Origin of the sequence: Bergeyella porcorum, from assembly GCF_042427575.1 — a bacterium.
GTDB classification, from domain to species: Bacteria; Bacteroidota; Bacteroidia; order Flavobacteriales; family Weeksellaceae; genus Bergeyella; species Bergeyella porcorum.
Genome location: NZ_JBHMFD010000001.1, coordinates 12,484 through 28,167, shown reverse-complemented (window position 1 = coordinate 28,167; position 15,684 = coordinate 12,484). Strand labels below are relative to the sequence as shown.

Below are 15,684 nucleotides of genomic sequence, written 5' to 3'. Positions count from 1 at the left end.
AAAGATAATCCTTTTGTACTTTACACACCTTTGGGAAAGTATCTGTGAGTTGTAGGGATACAGCAGAAATCACAAAAAAAATTGGATTTCTCTAACTGTGAGCCAACTTCATTTTATTAATTTTTTTTGAATCCTTATTTTTTCAGTTCTCTTTTATTGACTAAACGTTATAGTGTTCAATATTCCTAATTGATAACGAGGTATTTCTATGGTTTAGCAACGGGATTATTAATAATGATTATTATCCCCTTTTCTATATTTTTCGAAGAACTGTAAGTAGCTCCACATACAATACTTTTCATTGTATAGTTTCCTTTGTTGAGGACAATAGAGTTTTCGCCTTTTGCTGGTACAGCAAGATTGTAGAACTCTTTGTTTACCCCTTGTATTCTGAAAATCATATTGCAATCAGAATTGTTTTGCACAAGCAAAATAGCCTCCTTGTTGTTGATGTCTTGGTCAAAAAGCGTATTGAGAAGTTTTACCGTTTTTTCGGTATGAGCATTAGAACTTTCTGCCATTAGTTTTTTAAACTCTTCGGCTTCATCGGAGTGAGGATGCTTCATTACAGAATTTGGAATTTCCGTGATGATTGGGCGAGCCTCCATAGGCTTGGCATTTTTAGCTCCTTCTGTCCATTTTTTATTTTTGAGTGCAACTAATTTTGGTTTTAAAATAGACCTTCTAGGGTCTTCAGGGTGAGCTTCTTTTAGAAAGGTTTCAATTCTTTCAATATCAGTTGTAGTGAGAATATCGTTATATTTCTCTCTCTTCTTTTTTTGAGCTTGGAGCAATGATATTGAACAAAGCATTAATAAAATAAATAATAGTTTTCTTAAATTCATCTGTTATCTTTCTTAGATTCAACTTATAAAAGTAACTTTCCGTTGTTATTAATCGTTTGCAAATATACTTGTTTAGAACTTAAAAAAAAATCTTTTACGAGTATAATATCCCCCAAAAATAGGTCAAACGCACGAAATTTATAAAACATTAATAACTAGCAATTTATATTTTAGTCATTCTCTATAGAGTCAATCAAAGTTAAATTATAATATACTGATATTCAATATGCGTACTGGGCAAATGTCTTTAAAATATAATTTCGTGCGTTTAGCCTAAAACATCAAGGAATTAACTATCAAAAAACAAAAGATTTAATTCAATTTGAACCCAATTATCAACTCAAATCCGCTTAACTGTGGTCTAAATTTGGGAGACATCATAGGAAAATGATGAAATATCCTTCGCAAAATAGCAAGGCAATGCTAACTTTATTTCTAACTATATATTTTCAAATCTTTTATAAAGCCTCAAGTGTTTCTCTCGATTTAAAAGGTAAATAATTGTAGCTAAAGGTCCAAAAGAAAACATTCCTACCAGCCACATTAGTTTATTATGAAGTTGATTCCTTATTATATCAATTAAAACAATTATCTGTGGAATTATTTGGAACAAAAGTGCAATTCCTAGCAACAGTTCAGAATAATTTTTGCCAATAATTTTCAAGTAAGTTGAAATTATCACAAAAAAGAATCCAACAGATGCAATAGTTAGTAATATTTTCTTATTAATTGGTAATTTGTATTCTCTCATATTATTTTTTTGACATTTTTTTGATATTACAGATAACAGAAAAAGTATTTCTGTAGCCGAGACAAAACACAACCGAAAGTTCTACTAATCCCAACCTAAACAAAAAACTTTTTCCGCTTCTAAATTACAAAAAAGATACAATATAAAAAGCAGTTTGCGATTTAATGAGTCAAATCTTTCTACTTTGTTTCAGTCCGCATTTTGCCAATACACTGTTATCTATAGTGTTTGTTTTAGTAAATTTAATTAAACGATTTACTGACATATATGTTAAAACTAAAAATCCTAATATCAAATAATAAGATTCTTTTGGAGAATATTTGATAATTCTAGTCAAGAAATTAGCGTTTTTGAAATCATATTCACTCATATTAATATAATCCCGGATTACACCACCACAAACTACAAAATCACCATCATTACTATAATCAATTTTGCTATGTACAACATAAAATGCGTTTGTATTTTCAGTATCTAAACCCCAAAAATCTTGTTTAGTTTTTAGCATTAAATTTATTAATCTAACTATATCATTATAATTATTAGAATCAGTCAATTGAAATTTAATTCCAGTCTTATCTATATTTTGTTTTTGTAGCTGCAAGACTTTATTTACATAATTATTTTCAATTTCTTCACTAAAATTACTGGGTAAATTTATTGTCTCATACTTGTAACCTTCTATCGGAATAATCGCATAATTTGATACCTTTTCGCCCTCTTTTACTTTATAAGGTAGTCCTATATCTAAAACTCTTAAGTTTAATTCGTTCAAAGTTGGTTGTGCTGAAAACAAAAAAATAATTGGAATGAAAACTAAACTTATCATTCCTCCGAAATAATATATTTTTTTATGTTTTCTCATTGTACACAATTTTTGGAAACATTATAGGTAATTGGAAAGGTATTTCTGTAAACGGGAAAAGTATTCGCTTTTTCAGATTACTAGATTACAAAAAAGTAATTATGAAAAGTAAGTTGCAACTAAATGTATCGAGTTTTTCTAACTGCGACTGAACCCTGCATCTTGCAAAACCTATGTTATATGTGTTATATGCAGTTTTTTTATGCAGTCTCAATTATTTTGTTTGTTAAATCTCTAAAAGTTTTTATTTCACCTGTTTCAAACGCATATCTGCTGTAGTCTAAAACGTTGAATACTTCCCAAAACTTAAGTTTTCTTGTCGGTTTATAATCAAATTCCTCAAAAATTCTTTTTCCTTTTGATATTATTCCAATCTGTTCAAGCATTTCAGAATAATATTTGTCAAGATAAGGAGCAATTAATGTTGAAGGCTGAATTTTAGAAACATCAACATCTCTTCTCATTAAATATTTTTTCAAAGTCAAAAATACTGAAGCACTTAAACAATTATTTCCAAAAATTTTCCTCGGTTTTATGTCGTCATATTGGCAATTTTCAGCAATTAACTCACAAACTTCTCTTAAAGTTCTTTTCCTTGAAGGTGTTAAGGTTTCTTTCCACTGATTTTCAGAAACAGAAATTCCGAAGCATTTATTCAAAAATTCTGAAAGAGGTTTCCACGGAAGTAAATCTCCTGCATTTCTCCAATCATTAACAGTAGAATCAAAATTTAATTTGGCTTCTGGATTCGCTTCAATGTCCAAAATGCTAGAAATTCTATGCTGTTCAACCAAAATATTTAGAATATCTTCTGGTGTAAATTGTTGCGTTATCAATTCCATAATTTTTCTGCGGTTTTTGGGTAACATTGTAGATAACGGAATAGATATTTCTATAGGCGGGCAAAATATAACCAAAAGTTCAACTAATCCCCACCTAAACAAAAAACTTTTTCCGCTTCTAAATTACAAAAAAAAATGAAGTAAAAAGTTTTTTTTACGAACATTGGCAGATTCAACCATCACGCCCCTAATGCAATAGAATATCTAACAAATCGTGATACACCTTTACAAAACATCGGCACTTGCTAATGCAAGTGCCGACGCAGTATCTAATCAAAACTATTTTAAAAACTAAAACTCAATCTTGCGAAGACATAGCGTCCGTTTTGCCCAAATTGGGAAGTAGAACGGCTGTACACAAATTGGTCATTGTTAGAATTAATAGGAAGATTTTTCGTTGGATAGACATCAAAAACATTGTTCACCCCAAGGGTCAATCCCACATTTTTATTAAACTGATAGTTGGCAGAAAGGTCTGTAATCACTTTGGCATCTATCTGCTGATGCTCATTCCAACCTGTAACGCCATCGCCATTAGCATCTACCACATCTGGCGAGGTAACCTTCCCGAAGTAAGTATTCCTCAAATAAAAACCAATGCCCTTCCAATTCAAATTATGAGAAAGACTGGCTTTAGCTCTTGGTACAGCCTCTTCCAAAAACACCCTCGCCCTTTCGGAGAAATACACCGATTGTAACGCCTCATCATTCAGCAAACCTGCCGTCTTCACAGCCCCTACCTTTTGCGTTTTATTTAGATTGAAAGCCAAATTATTCTCCAACCTTACCGAGCCTAATCTCGCCTTATGAGAAGCCACAAAGTCTATCCCACGCGTTTCGGTGTCTATAGAGTTAACGAAAAACTGTGCGGCATTTACCCCCGCTGCATCAAATGCTGCCTGAGCCTCTGCTGAGGCACTAGCATAGCGAAACTGGTCTGTAAGTACAATACGGTCATCTATTCTAATAAAATACGCATCTGCAGTAAAGGTTAAATTAGCCGAAGGAATACGGTAAGATAGTCCCGCACTTACAGATTTAGAGGTTTCCTGCTTTAGCTGTGGCACCTTTAATAGGTTTCTTACGATATTAGAATCGTTGCTGAAGGTTCCTACCTCTTGTAGCACACCATTGGTGAATAGTGTAGAGGTGGTATTGTAATAAATCTGCTGGATAGATGGTGCTCTAAATCCCGTAGAACCTGCCACTCTAAGGTTTAAATTCTTGTCCAACTTAATCCTTGAAGCCAATTTATAATTGAATGTAGAACCAAAATCGGAGTAGTTTTCATAGCGTACCGCTGCATCGGCAAGGAGCCAATCGGTGAAATTAACCTCCACATCGGCATACGCTGCAACTGACTGGCGGTTTTTATCTACCGCATTCTCAGCTCGGAATCCACTGAATACCTGAGCCCCTCCTGGCAAAGCGTTACCAAAGAAATCCGTAGGCAGTTCCGAAGCAAGTGTTGCTACCGTACGCGGCAACCCATTAACATCGTACTGAAGATAAGACGCTGCCTCACCCGCACGGATGGCAAAGTTCTCATAGCGATGCTCTGCTCCGAATGCCACATTAGCCCCTTTCAGCCAATCGAAAGGTTTTGAAAAATCAAGGTTGAGGGTATTCTGTCTAAATCTAAGTCCACCTGCATCAAATTCCGTGGGCGATGCAAAACGCAGCGAAGTATTGGAAGTATTGGTAATATCATAATCAAAGGTGTTTTGCCCAAAAGTGTTGCTCAAATCCACATTCCAGCCCTTCCAGTTTCCTTTAATCCCTGCAGCTAAGGAAACATCCTCTATCGTAGTAGAGATTTGTGGCATAAATCCGTTGATATAATACCCTGTAAAGGTTCTGGCTTGGTTAGGCCTTCTATAGAAACCACCTGCGTCCCCTTGCCTTAGGCTATATCCTCCAAAGGAATAAACTTTCCAATTATCGTTTAGCGGAACTTCTACATTAGCAAAGAGCTGATGATTAGACAGTTTAGACTGCCCTACTTGCATATTAAAATCCTTTCTTGTCAGTCCTCTGGCAGCCAGCTCTTGGTCGGTAACATCAGTTTTCAGTAGCGTTTGTAGAGAAGTGATGCTATTAGCTCCCAAAATCTGGTTCAAATAATCGGAGGAGAAATAACCTACGCTCCCCGCATACTGCTGGATGGCTCCTATCAAAGCATCCGACTGGGAAGTAGTAAGACTGTTGATATTACTGAAATACTGTGATAGATTGACACCGCTATCTAACGCTCTTTTCTCAATAGCATTGTAAGCATTGAAGAGCGTCCCCGATTCCGTACCGGCACGGGAAGTTCTATCCCGAAACTGAGATGTCCAAGTAATATTAAAAAATCCACCACGATTTCCTATCTTATTACCGTAGTTTAAATCCACCTGAATGTTCTCCCCATCAAAGTCTCCCTGATGGTCGTTTGCTGCAGGGGTAAGATGCCCTCCATAGGTAAGTTGCCCTGTAAGTTTGCCTGTATCTCGTTTTAGACCGAGATTGATAACCCCTGCAATAGCGTCAGAACCATACTGAGCTGCGGCTCCATCTCTAAGCACTTCAATATTATTGATGGCAAAGGAAGGAATAGCATTGAGGTCGGTTCCTACACTTCCACGCCCCGTAGTTCCGTTGACATTAACAAGGGAAGAAGTATGCCTTCTCTTACCATTCACCAACACCAGCACTTGGTCTGGGCCTAAGGCTCTGAGCTGTGCGGGGTCTAGGTGGTCTGTACCATCAGCATTGGTCTGTACCGTAGAAGTAAACGATGGTGCCACAGCATTAAGAATCTGTGCCACATTGGTCTGTGGCAATACTACCGATTGCTCCTTGATATTGAATACATCAATAGGCACGGGGCTTTCGGTATTGGTACGGGGCTTTCCCCGAGTTCCGAGGATAACGACTTCCTCTACATTTTTCACTTTTATAGAATCCTTATCAGTCTTCTGAGCTTGGAGCGTAGCCGCTGCACCAATGAAGAACAGAACGGCTAACTTTACATTCTTTTTATCCATATTATCTATAATTTTTTTTCGCATTAGACCTATCTCCACTTATATAGAAAAGAAAAAACCTTCCCGATAAGCCGGAAAGGTCAAATGAGAAATTTTAATTCTTATTATCTACTTTTACCTACTTATCTCTCTCACGGTGTGAGTTGAATTTGGCACCTTATCCTCTCAGACAGGTTGCCAAGGCTTCAGCGGGTCAAGTCCCTCCACCTTTCTTAATAAGCTATTCGATATAAAACAGGGTGCAAAGTTACGGAAGTAAATGAACTACGCAAGAAAAAATTTTATTTTTTCCTAAAAAAAAACAGGTTCAGACTACTAATAGCCTGAACCTCAATCCCTATAAAAATACAATGGGATTACTTTTCCCTCTCGTATTTCATACCTGCCAAGACCTTTTTGAAATCGGCACTTGGGGTAAACAACACCTTCACTCCTTTGATTTTATCTACTGTAAAATCTTTCTCCTTCTCTACGCCATCGCTAGAGAAAGAAATGCGAAAGGTACCGAAATCACCAAGCTGCACGCTATTCCCCTTGATAAGCTCTTGCGGCAATAGCTCTACAAGATTCTGTATCACATTGCTTACATCACCTGCCGTAAGGGATGAGCGACCAGAAATCTGAGTGGCTAAATTTTTCTGCGTGGTAGTACCTGCTTTTACTGGATTGGCATACCACTTCTTCTCTGCTTCGGGATTACCAGGGTTTCCCTTCTGTACTAATCTATATTTCATAGTAAAGAAAATTTAATTCCCTCCAAAAGTAACAAAACTTTCCATACAAACCAAATTTATTTCTATATTTTTACAAATTTTCATAGATAATAGCAAAATATTTATTCATTAAGAAAACACAGATTAACCAATCGAGGTAAAATATTAGCTCAATGGAAATAAAACAAAAACTCTATCGGGATATATTTTTATTTCTATCAGTATGGAAATTTTTCTCCATCGGTCTGGAAATTTTTCTCCGTCGGTCTGGAAGTTTTTTTCCGTCGGTGTGGAAATTTTTCTCCGTCGGTCTAGAAGTTTTTTTCCATCGGTCTTGGATTTTTTTTCCATCGGTCTTGAAATTTTTCTCCGTAGGTCTTAAATTTTTTTTCCGTCGGTGCGGAAATTTTTCTCCGTCGGTCTGGAATTTTTTCTCCGTCGGTCTAGAAATTTTATGATAGCACTATTCAAAAAAATCCCTGTAATTACAGAGATTTTCTTTTCTAACTTTCAAAATGATTTGGATTACCTATGAAAGTAATTTTTTGTTTAGACAAAGGTACTTTTATACCGAATCCTCATTATCCGTTCAGTAGTATGGCTGCTTCTTTTGCTGCATAGGTGAAAATCATATCTGCCCCTGCCCTCTTAATGCAGGTAAGGCTTTCTATAATGGCTTTATCGTTATCCAGCCAGCCGTTTTGTGCGGCAGCTTTCAGCATTGCATACTCTCCGCTCACATTGTACACCGCAATAGGAAGGTCTATGCTTGCCCTTACCTTTGCCACGATGTCCAGATACGGCATACCGGGCTTTATCATTATAATATCAGCCCCTTCAGCTACATCTTTCAGCACTTCATCTATTGCCTCCCTCGAGTTATGAAAGTCCATCTGATAGGTCTTCTTATCCTTTGGTATCTCCGTATCTTCCTTCGGTGCACTATCCAAAGCACTACGGAAAGGTCCATAGAAAGAGCTGGCATATTTGGCTGCGTAGGAAAGAATCCCCACATCGGTATGCCCACTCTCTTCCAATCCTGTTCTAATGGCGGCTACCCTACCATCCATCATATCGCTGGGTGCTACGATATCTGCCCCTGCCTCGGCGTGGGATACCGCCATTTTCACTAGGGCATCGTTGGTGGCATCGTTATCCACTTTTCCTTTGGTAATGATACCATCGTGCCCATAGATAGAGTAAGGGTCTAGGGCGACATCTGGCATTACAACCATCTCTGGGACGGCGTCTTTAATGGCTCTGATGGCATTCTGCATCAATCCATTAGGATTCCACGCTTCTTTCCCTGTATTATCTTTCAGGTGTTCCGAAACCTTCATATAGATATTAACGGATTTGATGCCCAAGGCAAAGAGCTCCTTGCATTCTTTCACGGCTAAGTCTAATGTGCGTCTATAAATACCTGGCATAGAGGGAATAGGCTCCTGCTGATTTTCGCCTTCCATTATAAACATTGGCATTACAAAGTCGTTGGTTGTCAGTACTGTTTCCTGCACCAACCCGCGAATAGAAGCGTTGGTTCTCAGCCTCCTATTTCTAGAATATATTATCATTTTATTGAGTATTATTTAGAGTTAATATTAATTGGTATTATATTTGGTACAAATTTAGTGATAAAAAAGTATTGCGCTTTACTTTAATTTATCATATATTTGTTGAATCTCAGTATAGAAATATATTTTGGCTTATGAAAAAACTTTTATTCTTTATATTCTTTGTCGGACTTTTCTTTTCTGGAGCTACTCTTCAAGCCCAGTCGCTGAGAGAGCCGATGGCAATGTCCCAGAAGTCTGATGATGGCGTTTTGGTGGCTTATCCTAATCCTGCTAAAGATTTTATCATTGTAAAAGCAAAAGATGCTTCCCTAAAGGTGAAATCGGTTACTTTTTATTCCATTTTGGGAGTGGAAGTTGCTACCTATACTGTAAATATGAACTCTGGAGAAATCCGATTGGATAAACTAAAATCTGGAAAATATCTGATGCGATATATCCTTAGCGATAACACGCAAAAAGTAACCCAGATTATCAAACAATAAGTAAAATCCCGAAATGTGTTCGGGATTTTTTATTTATCAAAATTCTCATCGTGGAAATAACGCCAGACTATACCGCCTTTGGATTTACCCAAAACCTCTTCTAAGGTTTCCTGTGAAGCTTCCTTGATCCGCTTTACAGATTTAAACTTGGATAGCAATAGCTCCACAGACTTCTCCCCCACGCCTGGGATGTCTTCCAACTCGGTAGTGATGGTAGCGTTTTTCCTTCTGGTGCGGTGGTGCTTTACCCCAAAGCGGTGAGCTTCATCTCTTACCCTTTGGAGTACCTTCAGCGTTTCCGATTTTTTATCCAAATAAAGCGGAATAGAATCCTCTGGAAAGAATATCTCTTCCAAACGCTTTGCTATTCCAATGATGGTAATTTTACCATAAAGCTCCAAGAGTTTCAAACTTTTCACCGCAGAAGACAGTTGCCCTTTCCCGCCATCTATCAAAATAAGCTGTGGCAGCGGTTCATTTTCTTCCAAAAGGCGTTTGTATCGGCGGTAAATCACTTCCTCCATCGTTGCAAAATCATTGGGCCCCTCCACCGTTTTGGGATGGAAAATTCTATAATCTGCCTTAGAAGGTTTCCCGTCTTTGAAAACCACACAAGCAGAAACAGGATTAGTCCCTTGGATATTAGAATTATCAAACCCCTCGATATAGCGAGGCTCCACGGGCATTCTCAGCAGCTTTTGCATTTCTGCCATCACTCTATTGGTGTGCCGCTCTGGGTCTATAATTTGGGTTTGCTTAATTTTTTCCAAGCGGTATTCCTTTGCATTTTTTTCCGAAAGTTCTACAATGCGTTTTTTATCCCCTACTTTCGGAACAATTAATTTCACATTAGGAATTTCAAAATTGAGATGGAAAGGCAAAAGTATCTCTTTGGACTCTGAACGAAACTTTTTACGAATTTCTATCAAAACCTCTTCTAAAATCTCCTCATCTGTTTCTTCCAGCATTTTTTTGATTTCGGTAGTATAACTCTGGATGATGTTTCCATTCTGTATTTTGAAATAATTGACATACGCTGCCGTCTCATCGCTTGTCATACCAAACACATCCACATCATCTATACTGGGATTCACCACCGTATGCTTTGCCTGATAGTCTTCCAATAGCTCCAAGCGTTCTTTTACCATCTGTGCCTTTTCAAACGCCAGCTGATTGGCATACTGCATCATTTCATCCATCAAAAACTGCTTTGCCTTACGGAAATCGCCTTTGATAACCCCGCGTATAGCCTCTATTTTTTTATCGTACTCTTCCTCTGTTTCCAGCTGTTCGCAAGCCCCTTTACAGTTCTTGATATGGTATTCTAAGCAAACCTTGTATTTCCCTTCTTCTATTTTTTCTGGTGATAAATTTAAACTACAACTTCTGATTTTATAAATCTGCTTGATGGTTTCTAACAACACCTTGGCAGGACGCACCTTGGCATAAGGCCCAAAATATTCCGAGCCATCTTTTATCTTATTCCGAGTGAGAAAAATCCTTGGAAAATGTTCATTTTTGATGCAAATCCACGGGTAAGATTTGTCATCTTTCATCATAATATTATAGAACGGCTGATGCTCTTTTATCAGATTGTTTTCTAATAGCAAAGCATCATACTCACTAGGGACAATGGTGGTTTCTAAACGATAAATCTTCCCCACCATAATCTTGGTACGATAGCCCGAAAGGGTTTTATTGAAATAAGACAACACCCTTTTTTTAAGGTTTTTAGCCTTTCCTACATAGAGCAGTTGCTGGTTTTTATCGTAATAACGATAAACCCCTGGCTCATTGGGAAGCGTTTTCAGCTGAAGTTCTAACTCTGGATTCACAAGGCAAAAATAAGGATTAATAACTAAGAGCCTATTCAAATTTTACCAAAATATAAATACCACCTTAATTTATCCCGATGACTCCCGCAATGATGAAACGGGCTTCGGGTTTTTTCCGATAATGGTTTCATTTTCTCAGCAAGAAAAAAATCCAAATTCTTCATAAAAAAAAGATACAGCCCTATGACTGCATCCTTTTAAATAAATAATTATGAAAAAAACATTACTTTACATCAAATCTATCAGCGTTCATTACTTTAGTCCAAACTTTTACAAAGTCTTTCACAAAGCGTTCTTTGTTGTCGTCTTGGGCATAAAATTCTGCGTATGCTCTTAGGATAGAATTGCTTCCGAATACCAAATCTACACGCGTTGCCGTCCATTTGGTTGCTCCTGTTTTTCTATCTACAATGTTGTAGAGGTTTTCTGCTACAGGCTCCCATTTGTAGTTCATATCCGTAAGGTTGACAAAGAAATCGTTGGTAAGCACGCCTTCGTTGTGGGTAAACACACCGTGTTTGCTGCCTCCGTAGTTGGTTCCTAAAACACGCATACCTCCGATGAGCACGGTCATTTCAGGAGCTGTAAGTCCGAGTAATTGGGCTTTGTCTAGCAACATTTCTTCTGGTGCTACTACATAGTTTTTCTTTTGCCAGTTTCTGAAACCATCGTGTAAAGGTTCAAGTTCTTCAAAAGATTCTACATCGGTTTGTTCTTGGGTAGCATCGCCTCGCCCAGCTAAGAATGGCACTTCTATATTGATTCCTCCGTCTTTCGCCGCTTGTTCTATGGCAGCTGTTCCTGCAAGTACGATAAGGTCTGCAATGCTTACTTCTTTTCCGAATTCTTTTTGTATTTGTTCTAAAACAGACAACACTTTTTGAAGACGCTGTGGCTCGTTTCCTTCCCAATTAACTTGAGGTTCTAATCGTATTCTGGCTCCATTGGCTCCACCTCTAAAATCTGAACCGCGGAATGTTCTAGCACTATCCCAAGCGGTATTAATGAGTTCTACTCTGCTCAATCCACTGTTCAAGATTTTATTTTTCAACACTTGAACATCGTCGCTTGCAAGGGTGTATTTTGCAGCAGGAATTGGGTCTTGCCAAATCAAATCTTCTGCAGGCACATCTGCTCCTAGATATCTTGATTTTGGGCCTAAATCTCTATGGGTTAGTTTAAACCACGCTCTTGCGAATACCTCTTTGAAATATTCTGGGTCTTGGTGGAATCTCTCCGAAATTTTTCTGTATTCTGGGTCTATTTTCAGTGCCATATCTGCATCGGTCATCATCGGATTGCGTTTGATGCTTGGGTTGTGAGCATCAACTGGCATATCGGCTTCGTCTATGTTAATCGGTTCCCATTGCCACGCTCCGGCAGGACTTTTCTTTAATTCCCATTCGTATTTAAATAGCAAATCGAAAAATTCATTGTCAAATCTTGTAGGGTTGGTAGTCCACGCACCTTCAATTCCTGATGTTACCGTGTTAATACCTGCACCTTTTGGATTCATCCAACCAAAACCTTGATTTTCTAGGTTGGCACCTTCTGGCTCTGCTCCTAGGGTAGCAGCATCTCCGTTTCCGTGTGCTTTCCCAATGGTATGCCCACCTGCAGTAAGGGCAACGGTTTCTTCGTCGTTCATTGCCATTCTTTTAAAGGTAGTACGCATATCTTGTGCTGTTTTCAGCGGGTCTGGGTTTCCATCTACTCCTTCTGGATTTACATAAATCAATCCCATCATTACGGCAGCTAATGGATTTTCTAAATCTCTTTCGCCAGAATATCTAGAGCCTTGGCTACCAGATTTTGCGAGCCATTCTTTTTCTGACCCCCAGTAGATATCTTTTTCAGGATGCCAAATATCTTCTCTACCTCCTGCAAAGCCGAAGGTTTTAAGACCTACCGATTCATAAGCCATATTTCCAGCTAGTATCATTAGGTCTGCCCACGAGATTTTGTTTCCGTATTTCTTTTTGATAGGCCAAAGCAATCTTCTTGCTTTATCTAGATTGGCGTTGTCTGGCCACGAGTTAAGCGGTGCAAAACGCTGGTTTCCTGTGTTGCTTCCACCTCTTCCGTCGGCAGTACGATAGGTTCCTGCAGCGTGCCACGCCATACGCACCATTAGCCCTGCATAGCTTCCCCAGTCCGCTGGCCACCATTCTTGCGAATCGGTCATTAGGTTTTTAAGGTCTGTTTTTACAGCTTCTAAATCTAATTTTTTAAATTCTTCAGCATAGTTAAATTCCTCACCAAAAGGGTTGGTTTTCTTGTCGTGTTGCGAAAGGATGTCTAGGTTAAGCGATTTTGGCCACCAGCTCATCACCGATTGATTTTCTTCGGTATTAGCACCGTGCATTACAGGACATTTTCCGGCAGCTGCTGTATTTTTCCCTTGATGATTCATTTGACTCATATACGCCTCTATTTGCTCAGGCGTTAGATTTTCGTGTGGGAAAGGGCATTTCCCTTGTTCTGTGTTGCTCATATTTTGTATTTATAATTTCTATTTAATGATGCAAATTTAATAGATACTTTCAATAAGTTTAACCTAAAAAAGGTAAGTAATTTCAAAATCAATTATAGATGATAACTATTAAAATAGATTTATTCATAAATATAATCAATATCAAAGCACTTTAATTCATACCAATTTGATGCCCTTTATCCCTTTTTGAAGATGATAAAACTAATATAAAAAGTTAATTTTTAATGCTTTTGATGAAATCCTGAGCTTTTGGTTTCCAATCTTCATTATCTAAAAGAATTTTAACAAACGCCGAACCGATAATCCCACCTTGAGCGTATTGGGTAACACTATCAAAATCTTGTTTGTTTTTAATGCCGAAACCTATAAAAATGGGATTTTGCAAATTCAACTCTTGAAGGCGTTTTAGATAGGCTTCATTGTGTACCGATTTGGTTTCATTACCCGTAGTGGAGGATGAAGATACGGCATATAGAAACCCCGAACTCAACTGGTCTAAATACTGAATGCGGTGAGGTTCTGTTTCGGGCGTAACCAAAAAAGTGAAATGCAAACCATATTTTTCTAAGATGGCTCGATAGTTTTTCTCAAATTCGTAAGGAGGTAAATCTGGAAGTATTAATCCCGAAATGCCCACCTCTTGACATTTTTTGCAAAAGTTTTCAAAACCATAGCTTAAAACGGGATTGATGTAACCCATCAGAACTTTCGGGATGGTGACCGTTTCTTTAATTTTCAACAATTGTTCAAAAAGTTTTTCTATGGTCATTCCGTTTTCTAAAGCTTTTTCGTGGGCTTTTTGAATGACCACACCATCGGCAACGGGGTCGCTGTAAGGAATCCCGATTTCCATCATATCGGCTCCTGAATTTTGTATCAGTTCTGCTATTGTAGTGGTATCTTCCAAATTTGGAAATCCTGCTGTAAAATAGATATTTAGTTGTTTCATTATTTTTAGAGATTAGAGGTTAGAGATTAGATGTTAGTTGTTAGAAAAAAAGTCTTTGTTCTTTTCTCTTTCTTCTTTCTTCAAAAAACTCAACACTTTGTTAAGGTTTTTAATTATTTCATTGCTTTCAAATAGGTTTCCATATCTTTATCTCCACGTCCGCTGAGACAAATTACTACGACATCTTCTTTCTGAAATGTTTTTTTCTTTAAAACCGCCAGAGCGTGAGCAGATTCTAATGCTGGAATAATTCCGTCTAACCTTGTCAGTTCATACGCCATTTCCAAAGCTTCATCATCATTGATTGCTATAAATTCAGCTCTGTGCTGGGAAAACAGATTGGCGTGCATAGGACCTATCCCTGGATAATCTAATCCCGCTGAAATGGAATGAGGCTCTATTACCTGTCCGTCTGTAGTTTGCATCACGAGGCTTTTGCTACCGTGCAAAACGCCCAAACTTCCTAAAGCCGTAGTTGCCGCAGATAATCCAGAAGAAATCCCGTGTCCACCCGCTTCAGCAGCAATGATTTTTACACTTTCATTCTCTACAAAATGGTAAAATGCCCCTGCCGCATTGCTCCCACCTCCCACACAAGCTACAATATAATCTGGATTATCTCTACCGATTTTCTCTTTCAGTTGAGATTGGATTTCCTCCGAAATAATAGATTGAAACCTTGCCACCATATCTGGATAAGGATGAGGCCCTACGGCACTCCCAATGATATAATGGGTGGTGGTAGGATGGTTTATCCAATCCCTTAATGCTTCATTTACGGCATCTTTCAGGGTTTTGCTTCCCGATGTTGCGGGGATTACTGTGGCTCCTAGCATCTTCATTCTGGCAACATTGGGAGCTTGGCGGGCAATGTCCACCTCGCCCATATAGACTACACATTCTAAGCCCATCAAAGCACAAGCTGTGGCAGTGGCTACCCCGTGTTGCCCTGCTCCTGTCTCTGCAATGATACGCTGTTTTCCTAGTTTTTTTGCCAAAAGAACCTGACCAATAGCATTATTGATTTTATGAGCCCCCGTATGATTGAGGTCTTCTCTTTTAAGGAAAATTTGAGCTTGGTATTTATCACTTAAGTTTTTGGAAAAATAAAGAGGCGTAGCCCTTCCCACATAGTTTTTCAGAAGGTCTTTGAACTCTTTTTTAAAATCTTCACTTTCTATAATGTCCAAATAATGGTCTTGTAATTCTTTCACATTGGGATAAAGCATTTCTGGGATGAAGGCTCCTCCAAAATCGCCATAATAGCCGTGAGCATCGGGATTTCTGTATTTCATTGTTGTT

13 protein-coding genes and 1 riboswitch are annotated in these 15,684 nt (G+C 38.1%); of the genes, 1 reads left to right on the top strand and 12 read right to left on the bottom strand.

All coding sequences use genetic code 11. From position 1 onward, the window contains the following. Positions 1-206: 206 nt before the first annotated feature. The 8 genes from ACFFUE_RS00125 to hemB form a co-directional block, all read right to left on the bottom strand. Complete coding sequence (locus ACFFUE_RS00125; RefSeq protein ID WP_376831705.1) at positions 207-845, bottom strand: DUF6759 domain-containing protein; 639 nt, start codon at positions 843-845, stop codon at positions 207-209. A gap of 439 nt (positions 846-1,284) precedes the next feature. Continuing rightward, the gene (locus tag ACFFUE_RS11005) at positions 1,285-1,596 is read right to left on the bottom strand and encodes a PLDc N-terminal domain-containing protein (RefSeq protein ID WP_512699036.1); all 312 of its coding nucleotides are present in this window, start codon (positions 1,594-1,596) and stop codon (positions 1,285-1,287) included. 169 nt (positions 1,597-1,765) lie between these two features. Beyond that, entirely contained in the window at positions 1,766-2,461 is a 696-nt protein-coding gene (locus ACFFUE_RS00120) for a hypothetical protein (RefSeq protein WP_376831703.1), read from the bottom strand. Positions 2,462-2,661: 200 nt separating this feature from the next. Then, positions 2,662-3,303, bottom strand: a complete 642-nt coding sequence (locus tag ACFFUE_RS00115; protein WP_376831701.1) for a hypothetical protein — start codon at positions 3,301-3,303, stop codon at positions 2,662-2,664. A gap of 284 nt (positions 3,304-3,587) precedes the next feature. Continuing rightward, positions 3,588-6,332: a TonB-dependent receptor plug domain-containing protein gene (locus ACFFUE_RS00110; protein ID WP_376831699.1), complete on the bottom strand. Its 2,745-nt coding sequence runs from the start codon at positions 6,330-6,332 to the stop codon at positions 3,588-3,590. A 119-nt stretch (positions 6,333-6,451) separates the two neighbouring features. Next, a riboswitch (SAM riboswitch) is annotated at positions 6,452-6,554 on the bottom strand. Between the two features lie 134 nt (positions 6,555-6,688). Further along, positions 6,689-7,066, bottom strand: coding sequence for an HU family DNA-binding protein (locus tag ACFFUE_RS00105; RefSeq protein ID WP_376831697.1), 378 nt, complete (start codon positions 7,064-7,066; stop codon positions 6,689-6,691). 144 nt (positions 7,067-7,210) lie between these two features. Continuing rightward, on the bottom strand, positions 7,211-7,396 hold the full coding sequence (locus ACFFUE_RS00100; protein WP_376831695.1) for a hypothetical protein: 186 nt from the start codon (positions 7,394-7,396) through the stop codon (positions 7,211-7,213). A gap of 230 nt (positions 7,397-7,626) precedes the next feature. Continuing rightward, a complete protein-coding gene (gene hemB / locus ACFFUE_RS00095; protein ID WP_376831693.1) occupies positions 7,627-8,619 on the bottom strand; it encodes a porphobilinogen synthase in 993 nt (330 codons plus the stop codon). Between the two features lie 134 nt (positions 8,620-8,753). On the opposite strand from hemB, the gene ACFFUE_RS00090 reads away from it, so the two are divergent. Further along, entirely contained in the window at positions 8,754-9,104 is a 351-nt protein-coding gene (locus ACFFUE_RS00090; protein WP_376831691.1) for a T9SS type A sorting domain-containing protein, read from the top strand. A gap of 29 nt (positions 9,105-9,133) precedes the next feature. Here ACFFUE_RS00090 and uvrC read toward each other — a convergent pair whose 3' ends face one another. The 4 genes from uvrC to trpB all read right to left on the bottom strand — a co-directional run bounded on the left by uvrC (position 9,134) and on the right by trpB (position 15,677). Continuing rightward, positions 9,134-10,939: an excinuclease ABC subunit UvrC gene (gene uvrC / locus ACFFUE_RS00085; protein ID WP_376832198.1), complete on the bottom strand. Its 1,806-nt coding sequence runs from the start codon at positions 10,937-10,939 to the stop codon at positions 9,134-9,136. A gap of 223 nt (positions 10,940-11,162) precedes the next feature. Further along, positions 11,163-13,352 (bottom strand): catalase/peroxidase HPI, encoded by a 2,190-nt coding sequence (gene katG / locus ACFFUE_RS00080; protein ID WP_376832196.1) that lies wholly within the window; start codon positions 13,350-13,352, stop codon positions 11,163-11,165. Positions 13,353-13,647: 295 nt separating this feature from the next. Beyond that, a complete protein-coding gene (gene trpA, locus ACFFUE_RS00075; RefSeq protein WP_376831689.1) occupies positions 13,648-14,382 on the bottom strand; it encodes a tryptophan synthase subunit alpha in 735 nt (244 codons plus the stop codon). A gap of 113 nt (positions 14,383-14,495) precedes the next feature. After that, complete coding sequence (trpB, locus tag ACFFUE_RS00070; protein ID WP_376831687.1) at positions 14,496-15,677, bottom strand: tryptophan synthase subunit beta; 1,182 nt, start codon at positions 15,675-15,677, stop codon at positions 14,496-14,498. Positions 15,678-15,684 lie beyond the last annotated feature (7 nt).